This is a genomic window from uncultured Mailhella sp., from assembly GCF_947631555.1.
Lineage (GTDB): Bacteria > Desulfobacterota > Desulfovibrionia > Desulfovibrionales > Desulfovibrionaceae > Mailhella.
This window is the reverse complement of sequence record NZ_CANRLT010000005.1, coordinates 23,461-48,274: the sequence shown is the minus strand read 5'-3', so window position 1 is coordinate 48,274 and position 24,814 is coordinate 23,461. Positions and strand designations below refer to the sequence as shown.

22 protein-coding genes, 1 tRNA gene and 1 pseudogene are annotated in these 24,814 nt (G+C 62.0%); 14 read left to right on the top strand and 10 right to left on the bottom strand.

Translation table 11 applies throughout. The features are described from left to right. Positions 1–5: 5 nt before the first annotated feature. Positions 6–476 carry a 30S ribosomal protein S7 gene (rpsG, locus tag Q0Z94_RS01580; RefSeq protein ID WP_298066955.1) on the bottom strand — a complete coding sequence of 157 codons (471 nt, stop codon included), beginning with the start codon at positions 474–476 and terminating at the stop codon, positions 6–8. A gap of 74 nt (positions 477–550) precedes the next feature. Further along, entirely contained in the window at positions 551–925 is a 375-nt protein-coding gene (gene rpsL / locus Q0Z94_RS01575; protein WP_077073592.1) for a 30S ribosomal protein S12, read from the bottom strand. Between the two features lie 737 nt (positions 926–1,662). On the opposite strand from rpsL, the gene hypD reads away from it, so the two are divergent. From hypD to miaB, 5 genes are all read left to right on the top strand, one after another. Next, entirely contained in the window at positions 1,663–2,781 is a 1,119-nt protein-coding gene (gene hypD / locus Q0Z94_RS01570; RefSeq protein WP_298066950.1) for a hydrogenase formation protein HypD, read from the top strand. 135 nt (positions 2,782–2,916) lie between these two features. Then, positions 2,917–3,915, top strand: a complete 999-nt coding sequence (gene hypE, locus Q0Z94_RS01565) for a hydrogenase expression/formation protein HypE (protein WP_298066944.1) — start codon at positions 2,917–2,919, stop codon at positions 3,913–3,915. 9 nt (positions 3,916–3,924) lie between these two features. Next, entirely contained in the window at positions 3,925–4,977 is a 1,053-nt protein-coding gene (locus Q0Z94_RS01560; protein WP_298066937.1) for a glycosyltransferase family 9 protein, read from the top strand. Between the two features lies 1 nt (position 4,978). Then, a complete protein-coding gene (locus Q0Z94_RS01555; RefSeq protein ID WP_298066934.1) occupies positions 4,979–5,824 on the top strand; it encodes a TatD family hydrolase in 846 nt (281 codons plus the stop codon). Positions 5,825–5,851: 27 nt separating this feature from the next. Then, positions 5,852–7,195: a tRNA (N6-isopentenyl adenosine(37)-C2)-methylthiotransferase MiaB gene (miaB, locus tag Q0Z94_RS01550; protein WP_298066932.1), complete on the top strand. Its 1,344-nt coding sequence runs from the start codon at positions 5,852–5,854 to the stop codon at positions 7,193–7,195. Positions 7,196–7,388: 193 nt separating this feature from the next. Here miaB and Q0Z94_RS01545 read toward each other — a convergent pair whose 3' ends face one another. The 3 genes from Q0Z94_RS01545 to Q0Z94_RS01535 all read right to left on the bottom strand — a co-directional run bounded on the left by Q0Z94_RS01545 (position 7,389) and on the right by Q0Z94_RS01535 (position 11,674). Then, complete coding sequence (locus tag Q0Z94_RS01545) at positions 7,389–8,249, bottom strand: hypothetical protein (RefSeq protein WP_298066931.1); 861 nt, start codon at positions 8,247–8,249, stop codon at positions 7,389–7,391. A gap of 1,081 nt (positions 8,250–9,330) precedes the next feature. Beyond that, positions 9,331–10,911 (bottom strand): sigma-54-dependent Fis family transcriptional regulator, encoded by a 1,581-nt coding sequence (locus Q0Z94_RS01540; protein ID WP_298066926.1) that lies wholly within the window; start codon positions 10,909–10,911, stop codon positions 9,331–9,333. Between the two features lie 25 nt (positions 10,912–10,936). Next, the gene (locus Q0Z94_RS01535) at positions 10,937–11,674 is read right to left on the bottom strand and encodes a tetratricopeptide repeat protein (protein ID WP_298066921.1); all 738 of its coding nucleotides are present in this window, start codon (positions 11,672–11,674) and stop codon (positions 10,937–10,939) included. Between the two features lie 296 nt (positions 11,675–11,970). Here Q0Z94_RS01535 and Q0Z94_RS01530 point away from each other — a divergent pair, with 296 nt between their 5' ends. Both Q0Z94_RS01530 and nadD read left to right on the top strand, forming a co-directional pair. Continuing rightward, entirely contained in the window at positions 11,971–13,236 is a 1,266-nt protein-coding gene (locus Q0Z94_RS01530) for a glutamate-5-semialdehyde dehydrogenase (RefSeq protein ID WP_298066915.1), read from the top strand. Between the two features lie 7 nt (positions 13,237–13,243). After that, a complete protein-coding gene (nadD, locus tag Q0Z94_RS01525) occupies positions 13,244–13,924 on the top strand; it encodes a nicotinate (nicotinamide) nucleotide adenylyltransferase (RefSeq protein ID WP_298066911.1) in 681 nt (226 codons plus the stop codon). 155 nt (positions 13,925–14,079) lie between these two features. Here nadD and Q0Z94_RS11815 read toward each other — a convergent pair. From Q0Z94_RS11815 to hemW, 3 genes and pseudogenes are all read right to left on the bottom strand, one after another. After that, positions 14,080–14,631, bottom strand: a pseudogene (locus Q0Z94_RS11815) (glutamate--tRNA ligase family protein); the annotation flags it as partial. A gap of 22 nt (positions 14,632–14,653) precedes the next feature. Further along, on the bottom strand, positions 14,654–15,103 hold the full coding sequence (locus Q0Z94_RS11810) for a glutamate--tRNA ligase family protein (protein ID WP_366517553.1): 450 nt from the start codon (positions 15,101–15,103) through the stop codon (positions 14,654–14,656). Beyond that, a complete protein-coding gene (gene hemW, locus Q0Z94_RS01515; protein ID WP_298066904.1) occupies positions 15,091–16,407 on the bottom strand; it encodes a radical SAM family heme chaperone HemW in 1,317 nt (438 codons plus the stop codon). The genes Q0Z94_RS11810 and hemW overlap by 13 nt, the downstream gene beginning before the upstream one ends. A gap of 241 nt (positions 16,408–16,648) precedes the next feature. Between hemW and Q0Z94_RS01510 the strand changes: the two genes are divergently transcribed. The 7 genes from Q0Z94_RS01510 (at position 16,649) to Q0Z94_RS01480 (ending at position 21,298) form a co-directional block, all read left to right on the top strand. Further along, positions 16,649–17,473: a phosphate ABC transporter substrate-binding protein gene (locus Q0Z94_RS01510; RefSeq protein ID WP_298066898.1), complete on the top strand. Its 825-nt coding sequence runs from the start codon at positions 16,649–16,651 to the stop codon at positions 17,471–17,473. A gap of 15 nt (positions 17,474–17,488) precedes the next feature. Then, the gene (locus Q0Z94_RS01505) at positions 17,489–18,361 is read left to right on the top strand and encodes an ABC transporter permease subunit (protein WP_298066890.1); all 873 of its coding nucleotides are present in this window, start codon (positions 17,489–17,491) and stop codon (positions 18,359–18,361) included. Beyond that, on the top strand, positions 18,358–19,239 hold the full coding sequence (locus Q0Z94_RS01500) for an ABC transporter permease subunit (protein ID WP_298066876.1): 882 nt from the start codon (positions 18,358–18,360) through the stop codon (positions 19,237–19,239). The genes Q0Z94_RS01505 and Q0Z94_RS01500 overlap by 4 nt, the downstream gene beginning before the upstream one ends. 3 nt (positions 19,240–19,242) lie before the next feature. After that, positions 19,243–20,040, top strand: coding sequence for a phosphate ABC transporter ATP-binding protein (locus Q0Z94_RS01495; RefSeq protein ID WP_298066868.1), 798 nt, complete (start codon positions 19,243–19,245; stop codon positions 20,038–20,040). Next, positions 20,025–20,534, top strand: a complete 510-nt coding sequence (locus tag Q0Z94_RS01490; protein ID WP_298066862.1) for an ATPase P — start codon at positions 20,025–20,027, stop codon at positions 20,532–20,534. Before Q0Z94_RS01495 ends, Q0Z94_RS01490 begins: the two co-directional genes overlap by 16 nt. Positions 20,535–20,775: 241 nt before the next feature. Next, entirely contained in the window at positions 20,776–21,165 is a 390-nt protein-coding gene (locus Q0Z94_RS01485) for a pancreas/duodenum homeobox protein 1 (protein WP_298066852.1), read from the top strand. Between the two features lie 57 nt (positions 21,166–21,222). Beyond that, positions 21,223–21,298, top strand: a tRNA-Lys gene (locus Q0Z94_RS01480). A 325-nt stretch (positions 21,299–21,623) separates the two neighbouring features. Here Q0Z94_RS01480 and Q0Z94_RS01475 read toward each other — a convergent pair. Further along, positions 21,624–22,250, bottom strand: a complete 627-nt coding sequence (locus tag Q0Z94_RS01475) for a hypothetical protein (RefSeq protein WP_298066848.1) — start codon at positions 22,248–22,250, stop codon at positions 21,624–21,626. Positions 22,251–22,535: 285 nt separating this feature from the next. Beyond that, complete coding sequence (locus Q0Z94_RS01470) at positions 22,536–23,942, bottom strand: Na+/H+ antiporter NhaC family protein (RefSeq protein ID WP_298066840.1); 1,407 nt, start codon at positions 23,940–23,942, stop codon at positions 22,536–22,538. Between the last annotated feature and the right edge of the window lie 872 nt (positions 23,943–24,814).

Below are 24,814 nucleotides of genomic sequence, written 5' to 3'. Positions count from 1 at the left end.
GCGGCCTACCAGCGGAAGTGAGCGAAGGCCTTGTTGGCTTCGGCCATGCGATGGGTGTCTTCCTTCTTTTTGACGGAACCGCCGCGGTTGTTGAAGGCATCGATGAGTTCGGCGGACAGCTTGGCGATCATGCCCTTTTCGCCGCGGGCGCGGGAATAGGTGATGAGCCAGCGCAGAGCCAGAGAGATCTGCCGTTCGGGACGCACGTCCACGGGCACCTGGTAGTTCGCGCCGCCCACACGGCGGGACTTGACTTCCACATGGGGCTTGACGTTTTCCACGGCCTTTTCAAAGGCGTGCAGGGCGTCTTCGCCGGTCTTTTCGCCGAGAATCTCAAGAGAGCGGTAAAAAATGGCTTCCGCCGGGCCCTTCTTGCCGTTGTACATGAGACGGTTCACGAAGCGGGCCACAAGGCGGCTGTTGTAGATCGGATCAGGCAAAATTTCCCGTTTGGAAATGGGACCTTTGCGGGGCATGGTGATTCCTCCATGAAAAAGGGATGCCGGCCTTCAGAACCACTGAGAGGCCGTGAAATGAGCGCGGTTCACGATCAGTTCTTCGGACGTTTGGCGCCGTACTTGGAACGGCGCTGACGGCGATCCTGCACACCGGAGGTATCCAGAGTGCCGCGGACGATGTGATAACGCACGCCGGGAAGGTCCTTCACACGGCCGCCGCGGATCATCACGACGGAGTGTTCCTGAAGGTTGTGGCCTTCACCGGGGATGTAAGCCGAAACTTCGATGCCGTTAGTCAGACGCACACGGGCGACCTTACGCAGAGCGGAGTTGGGCTTCTTGGGGGTGGTGGTGTACACGCGGGTGCACACGCCGCGGCGCTGAGGGCATTCCTGCAGTGCCGGGGTCTTCTTTCTCTTCACCACCTTTTTCCGTTCGATACGGATAAGCTGCTGAATAGTAGGCATGTGTTTCCTCCAGAAATCAAACACAAGTTGGGCCAAAGAACACCGTTGAATATCCTTCTCTTTATGGATTGTCAAGCGAAATCGGCCTGTTTTCCGTGTGCTGCCGGGCATTTTTCGGCAGTGTGAGGGGCAAAATCCCGAACATGCGTCCGCAGGGCTTTTCCGGCTATGCGGAGAAGGGGAGTGGGCAGAGAAGCAGCGGGAGGAGCAGCGAAGGCGAAAAAGGGAAGAGGACGGGGAAGATTGGGGGACGGTGGAAGCCGTACCCAAAACCGCGAGGCGTTCCTGCTAGGGAGAAGGGAGAGAGGCGGAGAGGAGGGGTAGAGCATGGGGGAAGAACTGGAGCCTTGAGGAGAGATTCCTCTTGGTTCTCTCCTGGCATCCGTGTTTTACTTGAGAGTGTGTGCGCCTGCCTAGAACCATAAGGAATATTTTGTGTTCTTGCTATGAAAAAGAGTGTTTCTTGTAAAAGTTCAAGTAAAACTTTAGGAATTGATGCCGGCGTGAGGCGGTCCTTACGCCTCCCCTCATGCCGCTGCGGGGTGCGGGGCATTCCCTTCCCAAATTTGCTGAAAAGTCCTGCTGTGGCTTTTACTGCACGGTTTTTTCTTGGCAAGAACGTTCCTTCCGTTGACTGGTGTTGTCTTTCGGGTGCGGGGCTTGCCCGTTCTCTCGGACGCACCGCCGTTGACATGCGGGCCGCTTTGACCGAAAAACAGAGCCGTGGAGGAGTCTTCATGGATCTTTCGTTGCCCTTTCGTGACCCGGCGCTCTGCCGTTCTCTCCTGGACGCGCTCTCCCGCGAACTGGACGCCTTCGGGCGGCCGGTGCGCTTCATGGAGGTCTGCGGCACGCACACGGTTTCCATCTTCCAGAGCGGCCTGCGTCCGCTTCTGCCCGCGAACCTGACCCATCTTTCCGGGCCGGGCTGCCCGGTCTGCGTGACCCATGATTCCGAAATCGCCGCCATCCTCGAAGCCGCGGGCAGGCCTGGTGTCATCGTGGCCGCCTTCGGCGACCTTCTGCGCGTTCCCGGGCCGGACGGACGTACCCTGCGCAGCGTCCTGGCGGAGGGCGCCCGCGTCCAGGTGGTGTATTCTCCTCTGGACGCCGTCAAGCTCGCCGCCTCCTGTCCTGGTGAGACCGTGGTCTTTCCCGCGGTGGGCTTCGAGACCACGGCTCCGGCCATCGCCGGAGCGCTCCTGACGGCGCGCCGCCAGGGGGTGAGGAATTTCTGCATCCTGCCCTGCTGCAAGCTCGTGCCCCCGGCTCTGCGTGCGCTTCTGGAAGCGCCGGACGAGTCCGTGCCGGATCGCCAGGAGCGTATTGACGCCTTCCTGCTGCCCGGCCATGTGGCCGTGGTGCTGGGGCTTGCCCCCTTCCGCTTTGTCGCGGAAGAGTTCGGGAGGCCCGCCGTGGTGGGCGGCTTCCAGCCGGCGGACATACTCTCGGCGCTGTGCCTCATGGTGCGTATGCTGCGCGAGGGCAGACCCGCAGTGGGCAATACCTACGTCCGCGCCGTGAGTGAGGAGGGCAGTCCTGCGGCTCGGCAGGTCATGGACGCGGTGTTCCGTCCTGCGGACGCCTTCTGGCGCGGCCTTGGGCGCATCCCGCAAAGCGGTCTTGTCCTGCGCGGAGAGTGGGCTGACTTCGACGGTTTCCGGTGCCTCGGCGTTGAACGGAAGGAGACAAAGCCCGTGCCCGGCTGCCGCTGCGGAGACATCCTGCGCGGCCGCCTCACGCCGGATCGCTGTCCGCTCTTCGGCACGGTCTGCACTCCGCAGAATCCCACCGGCCCGTGCATGGTTTCCACAGAGGGGAGCTGCGCCGCCTGGTACCGTTACGGGGGGCGCTAGGGACTCTTCCGTTTTTTCCCGACTTCACCTATACTGTCTCCCGTTTTCCCGGCGGCCCGCGCTTCCGGCGTTTCCCGCCGCGGTCACGGTTTGGTTCCGCCTTGGGCTGTCCCACCACGTCAACAGAGGCTGTTCATGAAAATCCTGCTCGACAGCGGCAGCGGCGGCAGAGCGTCGCACCGGCTCATCTCGGACGTCTTCGTCCGGCACTTCGACAACCCCGCCCTGCGCCGCATGGACGATGCCGCCGTGCTTGCGCTGGACGGACCTCTGGCCATGAGCACGGACGGCTACACCGTGACGCCTCTGTTCTTCCCCGGCGGCAGCATCGGCACGCTGGCCGTACACGGCACGGTGAACGATGTGGCCATGATGGGCGCCCGGCCGCGCTTCCTGAGCTGCGCCTTCATCCTCGAGGAAGGTCTGGACTCGGGCATTCTTGAACGCGTGGTTTCGGACATGGCGGAAGCGGCACGTCGGGCGGGCGTGGACATAGTCACCGGAGACACCAAGGTCGTTCCCCGCGGGGCCTGCGACAAGCTCTTCATCACCACCACCGGCGTGGGGCGCGTCTTTGCCGATCCCGCGCCCTCCGGCCATTCTGCCCGGCCCGGAGACGTCATCCTTGTGAGCGGCGCCGTGGGCGACCACGGGCTTACCGTCATGGTGCAGCGCGACGGTCTGTCCTTTTCCACGGACGTGCGGAGCGACAGCGCCCCTCTCGCGGACATGGTGGAAGACATCGTGCGCTCGGCGGGGGAGGTCCACGTCCTGCGTGACCCCACGCGCGGCGGGCTGGCCACCACGCTGAACGAGATCGCCGAACAGTCCGGCGTGGCCTGTGTGCTGGAGGAGGCGGCCATCCCCGTCCACGACAGCGTGCGCGCCGGCTGCGACCTTCTGGGCCTGGATCCCCTGTACCTGGCCAACGAGGGCAAGCTCATCTGCATGGTTCCGGAGGACAGGGCGGAAGCCGCGCTCGCGGCCATGAGCCGCAGTTCCTACGGCAGGGAGGCCGCGCTTGTGGGGCGCATCGAGGCCGCGGAACGCCCTCGCGTGGAACTTTGCACCTTCATGGGCGGCAGCCGTCTGCTCTCCATGCTGGAAGGGGCGCCCCTGCCCCGTATCTGCTGAGGGGCCTCCATGCGTATCGCCGTCTGGAACACCGCCTTTCTCGGGGACGCCGTGCTCACGCTGCCCCTCATCCGCCTGCTCAAGGCCGCCTGGCCGGAGGCCGGCATCGACTTCTACGTCCGTGGCGGACTGGCCCCGCTCTTTGAAGCCCAGCCCGAACTCGCCCGCGTCTACACCTGCGATAAGCGCGGCGCAGGAAAAGGTCTTGCCGCCATTCCTGCCCAGGGACGCGAGATCCGCGCCCGCGGCTACGACCTCTGGGTGGACGCCCACCTGAGCCTGCGCAGTTCCTTCATGGCCTGGAAGAGCCGCGCCCGGGATCGCGTGGGCTATGCCGAAGCCGCACTTTCGCGTCTGGTCTTCACCCGCCGTATCAGCCGCGGCTTTCATGATTTTCAGGAAATCGAGCGCCTCTTCCGCCTTGGCGAGGCTCTGAACCTGCCCCGCGCCCTTCTCGATGATCCCGCCCTGCACTGGCCGGAACTCGTCCTGCCGGCCCGCGCCCATGAAGAGGCGGCGCAGCTCCTCGCTCCTCTTGGCGGACGCCGTGCCATCGGTCTGCACCCCGGCTCGGTCTGGCCGACCAAACGCTGGACGCCCGAAGGCTTTGCCCACGTCCTCAGGCGCGCGCTGGAAGCCGGCGTGGGCGTCGTGCTGCTGGCCGGCCCGGGCGAAGAGGGTACGGCCCGCGAGGTGCGTGACCTCGCCTCCGCCGCCGGGCGTGACGGATTTCTCGACCTTTCCGGCAAGACCTCGCTGCTCTCCCTCGCTGCCGTGATCGCCCGTCTTGGCGGCTATGTGACCAACGATTCCGGTCCCATGCACCTCGCCTGGGCGCAGCGCGTGCCTGTGACCGCCATTTTCGGGCCTACGGTGCGCAGTCTCGGCTTTGCCCCCCGCGGCGCGGACAGCACGGTCATCGAGGCGGATACCCCGTGCCGCCCCTGCGGACTGCACGGGCACAAAGCCTGCCCGCAGGGACATTTCCGCTGCATGAAGGACATCGATCCCGAAGCCGTGTGGCAGGACGTGCGGCGCAAGCTGGAGAAAAGAGGAAACTGACATGCCGTCTTCCGCACCCAGAGCCTTGCCCCAAAGCCTCGCCTTGCCCTTTGCCGGGGCTGACAGCCATGCCCATCTCGACGATGAGCGCCTTCTGCCGCAGCTTGCGGACGTGCTCAGCCGTGCCGCTCTCTCCGGCGTTTCGCTCATCGTCCACGTCTTTCTTACGCACGAGCGCTACGCGGCGAACGCCCGCTTTATTCTGGACACCGCCGCCGCATCCTGCCCAGCGCCGGACATCTGCTTCATCCGCGGACTGCACCCCGAAGACGTGCCCCGCGCCGATGAAGAGGAGTGGGAACACCTCGTCGAGGCCGTGCGCAGCGATCCGCTCATCCGCGCCATCGGCGAGATCGGGCTGGACGCACACTACGAAGAGGGCTTTTCGCCGTCCGCCCTTCAGGAGCCGTGGTTCCGCCGTCAGCTCCGCCTGGCAAGGGAACTGGACAAGCCCGTAGTCATCCATTCGCGGGACGCCTGGGAAAGGACGTTCCAGATTCTCGATGAAGAGGGCATGAGCGGCCGCCCGCTGCTCTGGCACTGCTTTGGCGGCGATGCGGAGCAGGCCGCCCGCATTCTGGACAACGGCTGGCACATCGCCCTCGGCGGCGCGGCAACCTTCAAGGCCAATGCCGCTCTCCGCGAGGCCGCGCGGATCATCCCCCTTGATAGACTGATGTTTGAGACGGACTGCCCCTACCTCGCGCCCATGCCCTGGCGCGGCAAGCTCAACGAACCGGCGTTCACCGTGTTCACCGCGGCCTGCATTGCCGGGGAGAGGGGCATGGACCCCGCCGAACTCTGGACCGCGGCCGGGCAGAACGCACGGCGCTTTTTCGGAATGTGACGCTCTCAGTTCTTTTGAGGAGAACGCATGGACGGATTCGGTTTTCACTGCCTCACCTTCGGCTGCCAGATGAACGTCAATGACTCGCAGTGGGTGGCCCGTGCCCTTGCAGCCCGCGGCTTCATTGAACGCCCATTGGAACGTGCCGACGTCATCTTTCTCAACACCTGCTCGGTTCGGGAAAAGCCGGAACAGAAGGTGTACAGCGCCCTTGGCCGCATACGCCGGCTCAATCCCCGCGCCGTGGTGGGTGTGGCAGGATGCGTGGCTCAGCAGCTTGGCGAAGAGCTCATGCAGCGCAGTCCCCAGGTGCGCCTTGTGGCCGGGAGCGACGGCGTGGCCTCAGTGCCTGACGCCTTTGTCCGGCTGCTTCAGGAGCCGGAACTGCGCCTCTCCTTCCTCGCCTTTACCGAAACCTTTCCCGACCGCGATCCCTGTCTTGCCCCGGACGCTTCCGGCGGCGTTACCCCCGTGGCCTATGTGAACATCATGCAGGGCTGCGACAATTTCTGCGCCTACTGCATCGTTCCCTACACCCGCGGGCCGCGCAAGTCCCGCTCCACACAGGCCGTGCTGGACGAGTGCCGCGCCTGGGTGCGCCGCGGCGCGGGCGACATCACCCTGCTGGGGCAGAACGTCAACGTCTTCGGCATGGATGCCGGCGGCGACGGGACGTCCTTTCCCCAGCTTCTGCGTCAGGTGGCCGCCATCCCCGGCCTGCGCCGCCTGCGCTTTGTCTCCGCCCACCCGCGGGACCTCTCTCAGGAGACCATCGACCTCTTCGCCGAACTGCCCCAGCTCTGCCCGCGCCTGCACCTGCCGCTTCAGTCCGGATCGGATTCCATGCTTCAGAAAATGGGCCGCGGCTATACCATGGAACGCTATCTCCAGGTGGTGGAGGCCCTGCGCCGGGCGCGGCCGGACTTCGCCCTGTCTACCGACCTCATTGTCGGCTTCCCCTCCGAAACCGAGGCGGAATTTGAGGACACCCTGAAGGCCGTGGATACCTGCGGCTTCATGTCCAGCTTCTCCTTCTGCTACTCCGACAGGCCGGGAACCCGCGCTTCGGCCATGCCCTTCAAGATTCCCCGCGAAGTGCAGCTTGAACGCCTGGAACGTCTGCAAAACCTCCAGAACGACAGAGCCGAAGCCTGGCTGCGCAGCCGCGCCGGACGCACGACCGACGTGCTTCTGGAAGCCCTCAGCCCCAAACAGGACGGCGGCGAACCTCTGTGGCAGGGCCGCGATCCCTGGGGCGATCCTGTGAACGTGCGTATGCCCGAAGGCCGGGGCCGCCCGGGCCTCTTCGTCAACGTCACCCTTGATGCCGCAAAAAAGCATTCCCTCATGGCCAGCCTGCGGGAGGAATAATTCCCCCCCCCCTTATTTGGCGGGTGAATGAGGAGCTTTTCACTTGGAAGGGCGTGTACTGTATTCTGTTTTTGTTTAATTTTTAATAGAGAAAGACCAGACTTCCGCTGTTGGCTCCTGTGGAAAGCTTTTCTCCTCATTCCTTACTTGTTGGGTGGCAGGAGTATCCCCGCCTTGAAGACTCTTCAAGCCGTCAGACGTCCTTGCCGGAAGAGCCCGCCAGCAAGGTACGTTGATACCTCGCCATACTTCCCGAGGCGTTTGCGGTGTTCAGATAAAACAGACTTTCAGCATCCTGGTCCAGAAAATGGTAAAAGGGAAGGTGTCTTGAGGTAAAAACGCCTGCAACCCGGATTCCCGAATAAAAATCGGACATGATGTTTCCCGGCCGGTACAGGGCAAAGGTCGTGTCGATAGCGGCGAGATAGGCTTCCAGAGGGTCGGGCAGACAAACTTCCCAAAATTGCTTTTCCCATTTTTTTGTTGTATTGCCGAATTCAGTATCCGGCAGGTCGCTGATTTTAAGCGCAAAGCCTGCTTTTGATACGAAAGGATGCTCGCCCAGGAGCCGGTATAAGTCCTTCATAAATCCTAAGGGCAAACTATCGTTAAATTCAATATCGGGATCCGTCACGACATAAAGGGAATTTTCGATAACATCGTCAAATTTTCCGGAAGTCCAGAATACCGTATGGCCGTAGTTTTTGTCCATGTGATGAACAGTGTAGGGGCAATCTTCCAGGTATTGAAGCAGCGGCTCGTAGGTGGACTTGTTATTGATAATGTGAATATTTTTCAGGCCGTGACGCTCTAATTGAGCAATCATTTGTTTTAAATAACTAAGCTGATTGAAGGAAATGATATAGATTGGTATCTGTGCCGCGTCAAAGTTTTCATCACAATGAAATGGAAATTTTAATAGATATTTTTTGGTTTTCAGTTCTTTTCTTAAAGCTTTACGGTTTTTTGAGTTAAACGGACAATGTATGAGAGCTTTGGCCTTTAATAAAAAATTGTCAAATCGTGAAGTTTTTGCTTTTGTGATGTTCCACATGTTCTGGTCTCCCTGTGGGATATTGATGTATGGCGTAAAAGCCCGCACACCAACGCGGCATGGGCGAAAGGTGTAAACAGGAGACTCGTTGACAGATATACTGTCGATTTTCAGGAAAGGTATAAAAATAATATATTGAAATAACATGAAAAAAATTTAATAGACACAGCAGAGAAAACACTCTCGGAAATATTCTTGCCAATACGCGGCCGTTGGCGTATTATAAAAAAAAGCTTCGTTGACAGTATATCTGTCAATGAAACGGCGGCCTCCGTCAATATTGAGGGCAGAGACCCTGCGCCGATTTCGCGCTCGCTGTGATACTGCCGGTTCCTGCAGACCGAAAGGGCAGAATATCTATTTTTTTCCGTGCTTCCCTGCGAATGCAAAGGGGATGTTAGAGCACGACAGCAGGATCAGGAACAGGAGAACGGTAGCCTGCGGGGGAAAGAACAGCTCTGCTGGCACCATCAGTAAGGCGCAGCTGCGTCTGACAGCTTCGGGGGGGGGGAATAATTCCCCCAGCACCCTCTTATTTGGCGGGTGAATGAGGAGCTTTTCTGCCTGGAGTGGCATTGTACTGATATTTTTTTTGTTTGATTTTTTTCGGAGAAGTGACATGGTTACCGCTTCCCCGTGCTCCCTTAGCTATGGGTTGAGTGATAGCTTTCCGTCTGGAAAGGAGCTGTACGGAATACTGTTTTTTTGTTTGATTTTTTCTGGGAAAGGGCAGTGCGGTGCTGTTGCCTTCGGTGGAATGCCTTTTTTCCTCTCCCCTTTATTTATGGAGTGGCAGGATCCTTCCCGCCTGGAAGACGTTTCGGAGAGGTTGCTTTCTTAAGAGTTGTGAAGAGAGTCGATGTTCGTCTGGGAGAAAAGGGCAGAGCGCCGCTCCTTCCTTGCTCCTCTCATGAGAGGGGTACACAAACGCCCCCTTGGAATCTCGCCGAGACCCGCATTTGAGGGAAGCGTCCTTTCAGGGACAGAAAGCGCAAAGACGGAAGCACGAAGCTTCCGGGATACATGGCATGGATGTTTGGGCAAAGGGCGGGCGTCTTTCCGGCCCGGTCAGTAGCCGCGGCTATCTGACGCGGCAGACGAACTGATGCGGGTCAATGCCGTACTTCTTCACCTTGTAGTTGACAATGCGGTAGCTTGTCTTCAGATTCCGCGCTGCCTTGAGCATGTTGCCTCCGGCCTTGATGAGCGCATCGACGAGCAGTTCCTTCTCGAAGCGGGCCACCGCATCCCCCAGAGACAGATCGGATTCCGTGGCCGAGCTTTCCGCGGTCTGAAGCGCAGGGGGCAGATCGGCTGCGCGGATGACGAAGTTTTCGCAGTTTTTCGCGGCCTCTTCCACGCAGCGCATGAGTTCCGCCACGTTGCCCGGCCAGGAATAGCGCGTGAGCAGTTCGAGTGCCGGATAGGAGATGCGCTTGACGTTTTCTTCGCTGGTTTCGGCGCTGCGCTGGAGGAAGTGTTCCACAAGCGGCACAATGTCTTCACGCCGTTCCCGCAGGGGAGGGATGCGCAGGGAGCAGACACTGAGGCGGCTGCACAGCTCCTGTGAGAACGCGCCGCTCTCCGCCAGCTTTTCCAGCGGTGCGCTGCTCGAGACGATGAGCCGCACGTCCGCCGTGACGGGTTCGTTCGCGCCCTGCCTGAGCACCTGCCGTTCCTTGATGAGCCGGAGCAGGCTTTCCTGAGCCTGGGCGGGCAGTGCTTCCACGGAATCGAGGAAGAGCGTCCCCAGATTGGCCTGTTCGAAAAGCCCTTTCTGCGTCTGCATGGCTCCGAGGAAGGCGCCTTTCTGATAGCCGCAGAGTTCGCTTTGCAGGCGTTCCGGCGCAATGGCGGCGCAGTGGCAGACCACCATGGGCAGGTCGCTTCGGTCGCTGAGCTGGTGGATGCGCGTGGCCAGGCGTTCCCGGCCCACGCCCGCCTCTCCCGTAAGCAGTATCGGCGCACGGCCCCGCGCAAACTGCGAGGCCTGTTCGAGAATGCGGCGCATGACCTTGGACGGGCCGATAAAGGCCACCGGCGAGGCAGAGCTGCCGCCGTCCCGGTATTCTCCCGGGAGCTGCGCGGTCAGGGAGCGCTGCCGGATAAGCTCGTCCTGAAGGTAGGCGGATTCGCTGGCGATGAGCGCGGCCACAGTCTGGAGGAAGAGGCAGCGCAGTTCCAGTTCCTGCCGGGATCCGGAGGGAGTGTCCGCATTGAGTGTGCCGAGGACTTCGCGGGCCGCGGCACTGCCGTTCGCCGGGGCAAGGACGGGTACGGAAATGAAGGCCAGGCGTTCCATCTCTTCCTCGCTGCGCTCAAAGAGCAGGCTGAGGAACAGTCCGTCACCCTTCATCTTTTCCACAATGACGGGACGCCCCGTGGCAAAGACCCGTCCCGTGACGCCGACGCCCGGGGTGTAGTTCCCGTGATGTTCTCTGGGCTGAGCCTCGGCCATACTGAGGCGCAGGGTGCCGGTTTCCGGGTCGAAAAGCACGAGGTGCGGGCGCAGGAAGTCGTGCCGTGAAGAAAGGGTGCGCAGGAGAGAGGTAAGGCTGGTCTGGAAGGAGCGCCGCGGCCCCATCTCGCCGGCCATGAGCCGCAGGGATTCCAGCCAGGGGCTGACATCCTGTTCTGCGGCGCGGGATACTGTCATAGCCATGATGCTGCCCCGGTTTTCTGCCGCGTCATTTCTTGAGCTGGGCGATGCGGGCGCGGAAGAACTGGGCCGTTTCGCTGTCGGTGGGCGGCAGGGCGTTCATGGCGGCTTCGTAGGCGGCGATGGCACCGGCCTTGTCCCCAGCGGCTTCCGCGGCTTCGGCTGCCTGCTGGTTCATGACCGAGGCAAGCTGCGCCGGGGCCTTGGACACGAGAGCCTGAAATTCGCTTCGAGCCTCGGCGTATTTGCCGCCCTGCATGAGTACCTGAGCGCGGTTCATGCGTGCGGTGAAGCCGAGGGGCGAATCTCCCTCGCGTGCGGCGACGCTGGCGTAGGCTTCGGCGGCGCGGTCGTAGTTCTGCACGGCAACGCTGGCGGCAGCGATTTCAAGTTCCGCGGCGACGATGAGTTCGGAGGGCGCGTCCTTCACATAGCTTTCCAGAGCCGTCACACGGCGGGCGGGATCCTGAATGGAAAGGGCCTGTCCCAAGGCACTGCGGCTTTTTTCAAGCTGGGTCTCAGCGTACCACTGCCATCCGGCCACGGCCAGAATGAGGACAACGCAGGCCACCACCGCGGCGGTGATGCGTTTGGCGTTCCTGAGCACGAAATTCCAGAGCGGAGCGGCCTCGGGGCTGATTTCCGCCTGCATGTCGGCGCTGAATTTCGGCAGGTTCACCCCGCCCATGATGGGATCGGCGCCGTTTTGCGCCGGATCGGGAGAGGTGAGAGGGACGGGCTTTCTGATGGTGGGACGCTGAGGCATGACGAACGCTCCTTTGAAGGGCGGAGAAGGTCGACAGGAAACGCGGCCGAAGCCGGAAGGATAAGCACAAGGGCACGCTAGTAAAGATTAACATAAATGTCAAAGAAAATCCTGAAAAAAGCGAAAACGGCATCCTTCTTCCCCTCCCCACGCATGGGATAAGCCGTACAGGGCGGGACAAGCGCCCGGCCCATGGGCACGCTCAGGTATCTTTCTGAACGTACTGCAGAGCAGGGCGGCCTTGCCAGTCCGGGCTTCTCTTCGTATGATGAGGCATCCTTTCCAAGGAGGGCGAGATGGAACAAGATACGCTGACGGCAGTGCGTCTGGCAGGAGAGAAGGCCAGGGCCGCGTCCCGCCTCATGGCGGCGGCAAGTCCGGCGGCCAAGGTTCAGGCTCTGGAAACGCTGGCCGCGCTTCTTGAGGACAGGCAGGCGGAACTCATTTCCGCCAACGCGCAGGATCTCGAAGCCGCCCGTGCCGCCGGGCTGGACGCTCCGCGCATGGACAGGCTGCGTCTCACTCCGGCCATTCTCGGTGACATGGCCGCCGCCTGCCGTTATGTGGCCGGACTGCCCGATCCCGTGGGGGCCATGGATTCCCAGTGGCAAAGGCCGAACGGCCTGCTCGTGGGGCGTATGCGCATTCCCCTCGGCGTGGTGGCCATGATCTACGAGGCTCGTCCCAACGTCACGGTGGACGCCTCCATCCTCTGCCTCAAGGCCGGGAACGCCGTCATCCTGCGCGGCGGCTCGGAAGCGCTGCGTTCCAATCTCGCACTCGGCGGTCTGCTCAGTGAAGCGCTCCGGAGTGCCGGTCTGCCCGAAGATGCCGTGCAGATTATCGGCATCACCTCCCACGACGCGGTTTCGGCACTGTGCCGCCTTGACGAATATGTGGATGTCCTCATCCCCCGCGGCGGCGAAGCGCTGGTGCGCGCCGTGACCGAACAGGCGGCCATGCCCGTGCTCAAGCACTACAAGGGCGTGTGCCATGCCTTTGTGGATGCGAGTGCGGATCTCGAAAAGGCCGTGGAAATTGTCTACAACGGCAAGGTGCAGCGCCCGGGCGTATGCAATGCGCTGGAATGCCTGCTGGTGCACGAGGCCGTGGCCGGAATCTTTCTGCCCATGGTCGCCCGGCGTCTGGGCGAAGCGGGCGTGGAGTTCAGAGCCGATGCGCGCTCTCTGCCGCTGCTCGGGTCTTCCGCCGTGCCGCAGCAGCCCGAAGATCTGGGCCATGAGTTCCACGACCTCATCCTCGCCGTGCGGGTGGTGAAGGACATGGACGAGGCGCTGGAGCACATCGCCGCCTGCGGTTCGCATCACACGGAGATCATCTGCACGGAGAACCACCGCAGCGCCATGCGCTTCCTGCGCGAGGCGGACGCTTCCATGGTGGCGGTGAACGCCTCCACGCGCTTCAACGACGGCGGCCAGCTCGGACTGGGCGCCGAGATCGGCATCAGCACGTCCAAGCTCCACGCCTACGGGCCTATGGGCGTGAACGAACTGACGACCACTAAATTCGTGGTCTTCGGCCAGGGACAGGTGCGGAGCTGAGCGGGTCATGAGCGGAATCGGCATACTCGGCGGGACGTTCAATCCCGTCCACAACGGGCATCTGCGCCACGCGCTGGAAGCGGGCGAAGCGCTGGGGCTTGACCGCGTCCTGCTCCTGCCCTGCGCCGAACCGCCGCACAAAGGCGTGTGCAATGTCCTGCCCTTCGCCCTGCGCGTGGACATGCTTCAGGCCGCCGTGTCGAACATCCCGCTCCTGGAGGTCGATCCGCTGGAAGGCGAACTGGCGCGGCCTTCCTACACATGGCGCACCCTGGAAGAGTGGAACCGGCGGCACATCCAGCCGGGCGGGGCTCTCCCATACTTCATGATGGGTGCGGAATCCTTTGCCGCCCTCAGCCGCTGGAAGCGCGGGCTGGAACTTCCCCGCTTCGCGCATCTCGTCATGCTGCCCCGCGACGGTGAGGACGGCCGCGGCTTTTATGAGAGCATACGCCGCTTCTGGCCGGGAAGTCTGGAAGAAGGCCGCCCCTTCCCCGTCTCGCGGGAGACCGTGGCCCTTGCCGGAGGCGGCGCGTGTACCTTTCTTCCGGCGCCGCGGCTGGACATCAGTTCCACCTTCATCCGTGAACGCTGGTGTGCCGGGCGCAGCGTCGCGGGCCTGGTGCCGGAAGCCGCCTTGCGCGTTCTCGAAGCCCATGCCGGAGCCGTGCGCCGCATCTGGCCGTAGGGGGAACGCGTTTCGTCCACGGAAAGGCGCGCTTTTCCGCCGTTCCGTATCCGCCTTATCTGTTTAAAGAGTACTTCCGTCGAGCGGGGAAGTTCCGTCTGCTTCCGAGAGAGTAAGGGACGGCATGAGAGACTCCGGAAATTTTCGGCGGTCCGTCAGCGCCAGTCCGCTTCCACGCCATCGGGCACGATGAGGCGTTCTTTGGGCAGACGCCGCCAGGGGAACGCCGTGCCTTCAGCGCGCAGCCTGGAGGCGATGATGCGGGGTGTCACTGCCTGGCCGAAGCCTTCCAGCCCCGCCGTTCTGATAAGCCAGGCGACCACGGCTTCCGGGCGGCAGCCCTGTTCCCGCAGCGCGGCAAGACTCAGGCTGGCATGCCTCTTGGCCAGGCGTTCACCACGGGCGTCGTGCAGCAGGGGGACGTGGGCAAACTGCGGCGGCCCTTGCCCGAACAGCCGGTACAGAAGGAGCTGGCGCGGCGTGGAGAGGAGTATGTCTTCCCCGCGCACAACCTGGGTCACGCCCATGCGCATGTCGTCCACGCTCACGGCGAGCTGATAGGCCCAAACGCCATCCGAGCGTCGCAGGGCGAAGTCTCCCCCGCATTCCGTGAGGGTGAAGCTTTGCGGGCCGAGTACCAGGTCAGTAAATTTCGTACGCCCGGCTTCTCCGTCCGGGCAGAGCAGGCGCAGGGCGGCGTGTCGTCCTGCAGAGAGTCTGGCTGCCCGCTCATTCGCGGTGAGGCGGCGGCAGGTTCCCGGATAGGCCGCGCCCGCGTCGCCAAGACCATCGGCAGCGCCGTGGGGCGCTCCGGCGCAGTTCCCGGCGTGTGCAGAAGCAGGGGTAGACCAGTCCGCGCTTGTCCAGAGCTTCCAGCGCCGCGGCGTAGAACTCGCCGCACTTGCTTTGCACATAGGGCGCGGCCGGGCCGCCCTTGTCCGGGCCTTCGTCCCAATCCAGCCCCAGCCAGGCCAGATCGCGCTCTATGCCTTCCATCCAGACGCGGCGGCAGCGCTGCGGGTCAATGTCTTCCTGCCGCAGCAGAACGCGTCCGCCCTCCGTGCGTGCGGCAAGCCAGGCCAGAAGAAAGGCCCAGGCGTTGCCCAGATGCAGCGCTCCCGTCGGGCTTGGGGCAAGTCTGCCCACGGGGGCGGCAGAAGCCGCGGTCAGTGCAGGCATGGAGCCTCCGGCAGAGCTTCAAAGAAGCGTTCAATAATGCTGTTTGAAAGGAGCATACCCCGGCGGGTCAGGCGGACGCGGCCGGACTTCCTTTCCGCAAGGCCCGCAGCGGCAAGCTCGCGCAGAAAGGCTGCGTTGTCACGGGCAAAGTCCCGTCCGGTGAGGGCGCGGTAGCGGCCCTCGTCCAGCCCTTCGCTGGTGCGCAGACTGAGCATGACCAGTTCTTCTGCCTGCTCCGTGAAGGACAGAGCCTCAGTCCCGGCGTTAAAGCGGGCCTCGTGCACGGCTTCCCGCCAGTCCCGCAGGGAGGCAGGCTGCGTCCAGCGCCGCCCGCCCACCGTACTCACGGCGGCAGGGCCAAGGCCCAGATAATCTGCGCCGCGCCAGTATCCCAGGTTGTGGCGGCAGGCGTGGCCGGGCAGGGCGTGGTTCGAGACCTCGTACTGCTCGTAGCCCGCGCCGTCCAGAATTTCTCCGCAGGAAAGGTACATGGCTGCCTGCACGTCTTCGCCGGGCAGAGCGCTGCGCTCACGAAAGAGCGGTGTGCCTTCCTCCGGCGTAAGCCCGTAGCAGGAGAGGTGTTCCGGGCGCAGGGCTGCCGCCTCTTCGAGCTGCTGCCGCCAGCTTTCCAGACTTTCGCCGGGGAGTCCCCAGATGAAGTCCAGCCCCACGTTTTGAAATCCGGCCCTGCGCAGGCCCGCGTAGGCGTGGAGTGCCACAGCCCTGTCGTGGACGCGGCCCACGGCGCAAAGCTGTGCATCGTCCAGAGCCTGCACACCCAGAGAAATGCGGTTCACCCCGGCCAGGCGGAAGTCCGGCGCACGTTCCGGCGTCATGGATTCGGGGTTGGCCTCCATGCTGATTTCCGCGCCGTCTTCAAGGGCAAAGGCCGTGGCCGCAGCGTCGAGCAGCTTTCCCAGCAAGGCCGGAGAAACCAGACTCGGCGTGCCTCCGCCGAAATACACGGTTTCCACGGCGGGATGGCCAAGATGTTCCCCCCAGCGGCGCAGGTCTTCAAGGAGCGTTGCTGCCCACAGGGAGAGCGTTTCCTCAGCCGCACCGCCGTCATAAGGGAGCGGTTCGGAGAAGAAGGCGCAGTAGCGGCATTTGCTGCGGCAGAAGGGGACGTGCAGATAGAGGAGCATGTCCCCAGCATGGAGGAAAGCGCCCATAAGGTCAACCGTTCCACAGCGAAGAAGGGCGGGAAGTCCGGGGCAGGGCGGAACTAGTTGAAGGGGGGCGCTGCCGCCTTCATCCTGGCAGGAAAGGACAAAGCAGAAGGAGGGCATTGCGCCTTTTTTCATAAAATCATCCCTTGGGCGGCTCCCGTACGCTTGACGCCGGAACCGCTTTGATACAAAAAAGGGTAAGGCAAACTTTTTTTATCCTTTTTACAGCAGAGGCCGGCATGTTCTTCAGGAATACCTGACGAAATCACGCGCAGAGACACGGTGTGTCTTGTCGGGCGTTCCAGCCGGGACTTTCTGCTGTTCCCTGCGTCCTTTCGCGTATTCCCTGACGTGCCGCCTCGCCAGCGAGGTAGACATGAAACGCATTCTTTCGGCTCTGGCACTTATTCTGCTCAGCGCTTCTCTGGCTGCGGCCGCGCCTCTGGACAGCTTCAACGGGCAGAAGGGCACGCTCGACATCGCGGGCGGCACGGCGCACATTCCGGTCATGAAGAAGGCGGCTCAGGCCATCATGACGGCTAACCACGACATCCGCATCACCGTGGCCGGCGGCGGCTCCGGCGTGGGTGTGCAGAAGGTTGGCGAGGGGCTTGTACAGATCGGCAATACCGGCCGTGCTCTGAAGCAGGGTGAAATCGACCGTTACGGGCTGGTGTCCTTTCCCTTCGCCATTGACGGTGTGGCCATTGTGGTCAACCCCGCCAACGGTGTGCAGGCCATGAGCAAGGCGCAGCTCAAGGACGTGTTTGCGGGCAAGGTGAAGAACTGGAAGGAACTCGGCGGCAAGGACGCCCCCATTTCTCTCTATGTGCGCGAGGACGGCAGCGGTACCCGCGAGACCTTTGAAGAACGCGCTCTGGACAAAGGCACGTCCGCCGGCGGCGCCAACGTGGTGAATTCCAACGGCGCCATGAAAACCGCCGTGGCTCAGGACGAGAACGCCATCGGCTATGTGGGCATCGGCCATCTGGACAATTCCATCTGCGGCGTGACCGTAGACGGCATGGTTCCCTCTCAGGAGAACGCCGCGAACGGTTCCTACACCATCACCAGACTGCTCTACATGAACACCAAGGGCGAGCCTTCCGGCCTGACGCGGCTGTTCGTGGATTACATCTATTCGCCGGACGGCAAGGAGTTCATCTCCAGCTCCGGCTACATCCCTGTGGACAAGAAGTAAGAGGAGTGCGGCGCGATGTCCGGCGGCGGTAGTGCGCGCAGGTGGGAAGCGGGGCGGCTGGCGCTTCGCTTGGCCCTCTTCCTGTCCATGACGGGCATCGCGCTGCTCGTGCTTATGGTCGTGGCCTTCGCTCTGCCTGTGTTCAGCGCCGGGGAGAGCGGAGGCCCGTTTTCCTGGGTCTGGGCTCCGGCGCAGGGAAAGTTCGGCATTCTGCCCATGATTGCGGGTTCGCTTATCCTGGGTACATCCGCTCTCGCTCTGGGCTGGCCTCTGGCCGCGGCTCTGTGCTGCTGGCTGATCGCGCCTCCGCCCTCCGGCCGTTTCTCTCGTCTCTCCCGCGCTCTGGTGGGCGAACTGGTCCGCCTGATGACCGCCGTGCCCACGGTGGTCTACGGCTTCACGGCGGTGTTCCTGCTCTCACCCTTTATCCGCAGCTGGCTGGGCGGGACGGGCATGAGCGGGCTGACGGCCGCCGTCATGCTCGGCGTTCTCATCCTGCCCACGGTGGTGCTGGTGCTTCAGGCCGGACTGGGGGCGCGGCTTGAGTCCGTGGCCTTGTCCGGCGCTGCTCTGGGCATGGATCGCATGGAAGTTCTGTGGCACGTCGTCCTGCCCCGCGCCAGGGACACGCTGCTGGCCTCCGCCATTCTGGGCTTTGGCCGGGCCGTCGGGGATACCATGCTTCCGCTCATGCTGGCCGGAAACGCCCCGCAGCTTCCGGCTTCCCCCCTTGCTGCCCTGCGCACACTCACCGCGCACATGGCACTGGTCACGTCCAACGAGGCGGGCAGCGCGGCCTATGATTCACTGTTCATGGCCGGGCTTATTCTGCTCACCGTCAACGCTGTGGTCAGCCTCTGCCTGCGGCGCCTGGGAGGCCGTTCATGAGGGACGCCGGCTTCCGCTGCTTTCAGGCTGCGGCAAGGCTTTCCGCCGTGCTGGTTCCGGCCTTCGTCTTCATCCTCCTGGGCTATCTCCTCTGGCGCGGCCTGCCGGTGCTGGGCACAAAACTGCTGTTCGCCGGGGTTCCGCCTCTGGACGCAGTGTCCGGGCGCGTCCCCGTGTGGGACGGTCTTTGGCCAGCCTGTGCCGGAACCTTCCGCCTCGTTTTGCTCACCGTGGCGCTGGCGCTGTTTCCGGGCGTGGGCTGCGGGCTTTACCTTGCGGGGCTGGCCACGCCGCGGCAGAAGCACGTCTTCGGGGCCGCCGTGGACATGCTCGCGGGTATGCCCTCCATCGTCATGGGACTGTTCGGCTTCATGCTCATCCTGTTCCTGCGGCGCACCTTTTTCCCGGGAGCGAACACCGGACTGCTGCTGGCTGCGTCCTGCCTGGCGTTGCTGGTGCTGCCCGTGCTCATCGTCTCCACGCGGGAGGCGGTGGAATCCGTGCCTGAAACGCTGAAGCTCGCGGCTGCCGCTCTGGGCATGAGCCGTGTGCAGACACTGCTTCGCCTTTGTCTGCCCGCGGCAGCTCCCGGCATCTCCGGCGGCGTGGTGCTTGCGGTGGGGCGGGCCGCAGAGGACACGGCGGTCATCCTGTTCACGGGCGTGGTGGCCGACGCCGGACTTGCGGCGGGACTGCTCGACAAGTTTGAGGCGCTCTCCTTTGAAATCTTTTACATTTCCGCCCAGTATCAGGATCAGGAAGAGCTTCTGCGCGGCTTTGGCGCGGCGGTGTTCCTGCTGCTGGTCTCCTGTGTGCTGCTCCTTGCCGCCCGTGTTCTGGAGCGTGCGTTCCACAGGCGCTGGCAGGGAAAGAGGTAGTCTATGGAGCAAATGCCGGCGGTGGCCGTCCGAAGACTGAGCGTCTCCTTTTTCGGGCGCGCCGTGATCAGAGACGTGGAACTTTCTCTGCCGGGCGGAGGAATCTCCGTGTTGGTAGGGCGTTCCGGCTGCGGTAAAACCACGCTCTTGCGCGCCCTGAACAGGCTGAACGGGGAATTTCCCGGCTGCCGTACCACGGGGCAGGTGGAGCTTTTTCTGCGCGGCGGGCGGCACGTTGTCTATCCAGGCGGGGATCAGCCGCCTCTGGAGCTGCGCGAGCTGAGAAGGCGCGTGGGCATGGTTTTCCAGACCCCGCAGGTCTTTCCGACAAGCGTCTATCGGAACATGGCACTGCCGCTTCAGACGGTGGCGGACTGCCCTGGAACTGAGCTTGACGGACGCATTGAGGCGGCGCTTCGTCAGGTGGATCTCTGGCGCGAGGTGCATGACAGGCTTCAGACGCCGGCGGAGCGCCTTTCGGGAGGGCAGCAGCAGCGCCTCTGCCTGGCCCGCGCACTGACTCTCGAGCCGGAACTGCTTCTTTTGGACGAACCCACGGCCTCTCTGGACGTTCACGCCGCGCGCCATGTGGAGGAACTGCTTCTGCGCCTGGTGGAGCACTATCCCATTGTCATGGTGTCCCACAGTCTTTCCCAGAGTCTGCGCCTGGCCTCAACCCTGCTCATCATGGGCACGGGCGGCACATCCCCACGCGCCTGCACGCCGGAGGGACTGGATGAACGCACCCTGGAAGCCCTGCTGCAGGAGACGAAGGAGGATGCGCCGTGCGTGACGCGCTGACGCTGGACATACCCGGCAGGGGGCGCCTCAGGCTGGACGTTCTTGTCCTCGACTACAACGGCACCATCGCCGGGGGCGGCGTCCTCCTGCCCGGGGTGAGCGAACGCCTGCGCCGCCTGGCGAGGAAGATGGAAATCCATGTACTCACGGCGGACACCTTCGGCACGGTGCGTTCCGCACTTGAGCAGGAATGGGGGACGGACGGGCTTGTCGTGGATATTCTGCCGCCCCGTGAAGCACGTCCGTACAGGGACGAAGGGCAGGCGAAACTGTCCGTGGTGGAGCGGCTTGGGCGGCAGCGCTGCTGCGCCATAGGCAACGGCCGTAACGATACGCTCATGCTGGAGGCAGCAGCGCTCTCCTTCGGCGTCCTGGGCAGGGAAGGTGCCTGGTTCGCGGCTCTGGCACGTGCGGACATCGTGGTGACGGACGTTCTTGACGCACTCGACCTTCTTCTTGACCCCCGCGGCATCGTGGCGACACTGCGGAATTGAGCCTGAAAAACGCCTCTGCCTTCCTGCAGAGGTACGCGTCGTTTCATGGAGGTTCACGGCGGTCTCACTGTGGAGGCTTCAGTCACGTTTTTTGTGGTGTGCGATGGTTTTCGTGCTGCCCTGCGGGGGGCGCGGAGGGAGTCCGGAAAGCCGCTGCGGCAGCACACGCTTTTTTTCTTGCCGCAGGAGGCTGCGGAACGTATAGTGTCTTTCAGAGGCTTTGCGCTGCAAGGAGGCAACCATGTCCAGCCATGAAGAGATCTTTTCCCCGGCCTGTCTGAACGAGGTCTTTCCCCCGGAACGGACGGATCAGTTTTTTGAAGCGCTTTTCGGCGATGCCGAGGACGGCGCCTATGACATCCGGCTCTCGCTGCTTTCAGGAAACGCGGACACGCTGAAGTTCCTTTTCGAACTGCATCAGCGCGGCCATGCCTGCCTTGCCTGCAACCTAACCCACGGACTGCCTGCGGTGTTTCTGCGGCATCCCGTCATCAACATCCGGGGAGTCACCGCTGAACTAGCCCGGCGCGTAGGCTGGGAGGATGGAACCTGGACGTGGAGCCTGGGAGACACCGAGGAAGTTTCAACGGCTCTGCATGTCATCCCGCTTGTTCTGACACGCGAGAAATAGTGCGCATTTTCTCTTGACGTTCCAGGCGTTCGGCGCTATGTCTTTCTGACTGTTGCGGGGACGTTAACTCAGGCGGTAGAGTACCTGCCTTTTAAGCAGAGAGTCGCGCGTTCGAATCGCGCACGTCCCACCATTTTTCGGGCCATGCTTTTGCGTGGCCTTTTTCTTTTGTCTGATCCACGAACCGACTCGCGTACGCTGCTGCAGTCACAACGGGCGCAAAACCTTTGCAAAGCATGTCCGGCGGCAGGGCGAGGCCGTTTTTACTGGTGGTGTTGACGGGCGGGGAGAGTGAATCGTCAGCCGTAGCTTTCCCGCATATTCCCGTATTAGTTCTGCCCTGGCTCTCGCAGAGAGGCGTTAGAAAAAAGCCGCAGGGAGTGGGGAGAGCGCCCGGGCTGGTACGGAAGGAAATGCCGCCGTGCAGCGTTGACTTTGGAAAAGCCGGGGAAATCCGGCTAGAAATATTCGAGATCCCGCCTGCTGTCGGGTCTGGGGCGGGGCTGACGGCGCCTTTCCCGAAAATACTGCTCATCGGGATTCGTTCCGGCTTCTCCCTCCGCTTCCAGCCGTTCGAGGAGATACGCACATCTGTCCATAGCTGCCGTAAAGCCGGAAAGGGGGAATTTCAGAATGACAGGCTCTTCAAAGTTTACCTTGATTCTGACGGTGCTCCCCTTCATGGCTTCGAGAAAGAAATCGGGCGCAAGGTCGCCGTTCAGATAGCAGAACAGATCGTTCTTGTCCGCCTCGAAGGAACAGTCAATATCGTAAAGCCGCATTCTGTCGACCCGCATCTGACCTGGAACACGAAGGTTCTTGCGGTGCGGCTTGTTATATCCATCGAGCGGAGACATCAAAAGAATCATGTAGTGTTTCGGAGAGGTTAACTGCTTTGGATAAAAACAGACGACGAGGGAGACTTCTTTGTGCAAACAGGACATACCTGCGAATTGGTAGCCTTCGCTGTCGACGATGAAGGAGCGCCAGCTGCCGTGCTTTTTTGTTTCAAGGATTCCGGCGGAAGCCTGCACAGCGCAGAAGAGCAGGGCGAACATAACGCAGAGCGATACGAATTTTTTCATCCGTTGAGCCTCCGTTTTTCCAACAATTTTCCTAGCGTTAAATCGCCGGAAGGGGAAGAGAAAACTCCGCAGATTGGGATGGAGAAGCGTTCCATCCGGAAGCGGGTGCGCATGGTGTCCCGCGGCGAAGGCTTCGTTTTTTATGCCGTCAGACAGCATATCTTTCGAGTGCCGTGTGAGTTCGTTTTCGGCAAAACTTCAAAAAGGATGGAGCGCGGCTTTTTTGCAGACGAAAAAAGCGCCGCGGAACAGAATCCGCGGCGCGTGGATGGAGGGGAGACGGGATCAGGCGCCTTCGCCCTTTTCTCCGGCATTGGCAAACTTGCGATTCCAACCGGTGAAGGCGGAAAAGGTGAGGACGGCCAGAAGCGCCCAGGAATAGGGATTGTACAGAGCCGCTGAGATGGAAGGCGCTGCGATGCCGTAGGCTTCTGCCGCGCTGTGTACCGCGCCGTACCATGCGGCTACGGCGATATGCCAGGGCAGAATGAAGAACACCGTACACACCGCGCAGTCCATCAGGTTGGCACGCCGTGCAGCCGCAAGGCCGAACTTTTCACCTGTGGGCTTTACCAGCGATGGGCCGACCAGGAGCTCTGCGGGGGCGTTGGCCGAGATCGGGATGGATGCAAGGATGGTCACGCCGATGATGAAGAATTCGGCCTGCCGCACCGTGGATACGAAGCTCTTGTGAGCGATTTCAAGGACACGGCGCATGATGCCGCATTCAACGAGTATCTGGGTCACCGCAAGAATAAGTATGGCGAAGATGATCGCTCCCACGACGCCTTCAATGCCGTTCTGGACAATGCCCGTGGACGCACCGCTCTTGGCGGGAATGCCGAATATGCTCGTGGGAACGAGGTTGCCGATGGCGATACCAATGACGGCTGCCGCCACATTGCCGTAGATGAGTGATTCGATGATGTGGCGGCCTCTGAGCGCGGAGATCACCACCACTGCGAGTGCCAGCAGCATGGCCGCACCCTTCGGGTCAAGGTTGGCCTGAATTTCAGGAAGACTGGCGGCATGGCCGTTTCCGCCGAAGATGAAGAAGATGACCATGGCGATGGCGGCCGCCGATACGGACAGCGGGAAGCGGCTCTTCACCACGTCGCGCATGGTCGCGCCCTGGGTATAGGCGGAAACGATGGTGGTGTCGGAGATGGGGGCCAGGTTGTCACCGAAGGCCGCGCCGGAGAGTATGGCCAGTGCGCACATGGCGGGATCGGCTCCGAGGAACACACCAGCCGGGTAGAGAACGGGAGAGAGCGCAATACACGTCCCCGTTGAGGTCCCGGTGCCAAGGGCAAAGAGCATGGCCGCAAGGAAGACCAGACAGACAAAAATGCTGCCCTGCGCGCCTGTGGTCATGCCGATCCAGAGCAGGCCCTTGACCAGTCCACCTGCGGCCATCAGACTGCCGAACACACCTGCAAACAGCCATGCCGTCACGATAACGATGCCCGTTTTGTCGCCGATGCCCCGCATGGCGGCAAGGCAGTAGTCCTGCTTGTTTTTGGCGAAGAACAGCCCTACGGCCAGAGCGATCCATGCGCAGGCCCAGAAGGGCTTGGTTCCGCCCCTTTGTGCCACGGACAGCCAGACGAGTCCGATGATCAGTACCAGCAGGGGAATCAATCCCCCGAAGATGCCGCCATACATTTCCAGTTTGTGTTCCTGTTCAGACATGTGTTTTCCCCTTGCCGATTAAAAGTGAGCAGGTGCATGGCCTTTTCAGACGCTTGATGCGCTGTGGCTCAGCGAACTGCCGGGAATACGGGGAAACGGAGTCCGACTCTTCAGAACGTCCTGCCGTCAGCGGCGTTTCTTATGCTTCCGGTTTATGGCCGGAGAGCGAACCTTCAGCCGTTCCCAGATTGCCAACAGTTCGTTTCCTTGAATAACAATTCCAGCGTGTTTCTGCAAGTGCGCTGCAGGGGAAGAAGTTTTTCCTGTTACTGGCATTTTTTTAGAGAAAATTTACATTGTGCCCCGCCGAAGATTGTGGATGCAGTCAGAAGTCAAAACGTTTGTGTCATATGGAATGGTTTGCAAAGAAGGACTTGGCGCCAGAGTGCATCATTTCACCGTTATGGTTTGATCCCCAGGCATTTTCCCTTGTTTCGGCAGAGTGCGCTTGCCCGCTCGCGCCGGTTTTCCTCGCTTCAGTTGCGTGGCCATATTCGCAGGCTCTGACCGGATGAAGAAGCCGTCCGCATTATCTGCTTGCTTCCGATTGCTGTTCCGCGGGGGGTGGGGAAGGGAAAGGCAAGTAAACAAAACTCCGGCTGCCGCTGCCACGTGCGCTTCCCGCAAAAAAAATTCCTTATTCTGCTGTGCAAAGTCGCAGGTTCATGACAACTGGGAAAATCGCATTCGTCCGGTTCGCTGGTTCCTGCAAGGAATCGGAGGCACATGGAGAGTGGCGTACCATCTTGAACCTGCGGCTTTCTTGCGCTTGTGGCAGACAAAAAAGCCGCGGACAGAACTCACGGAGCATGGATGGAAGGAAACGGGATCAGACGGCTTCGCTCCGAGTGGCAGAGGATCCGCCGGAGAGT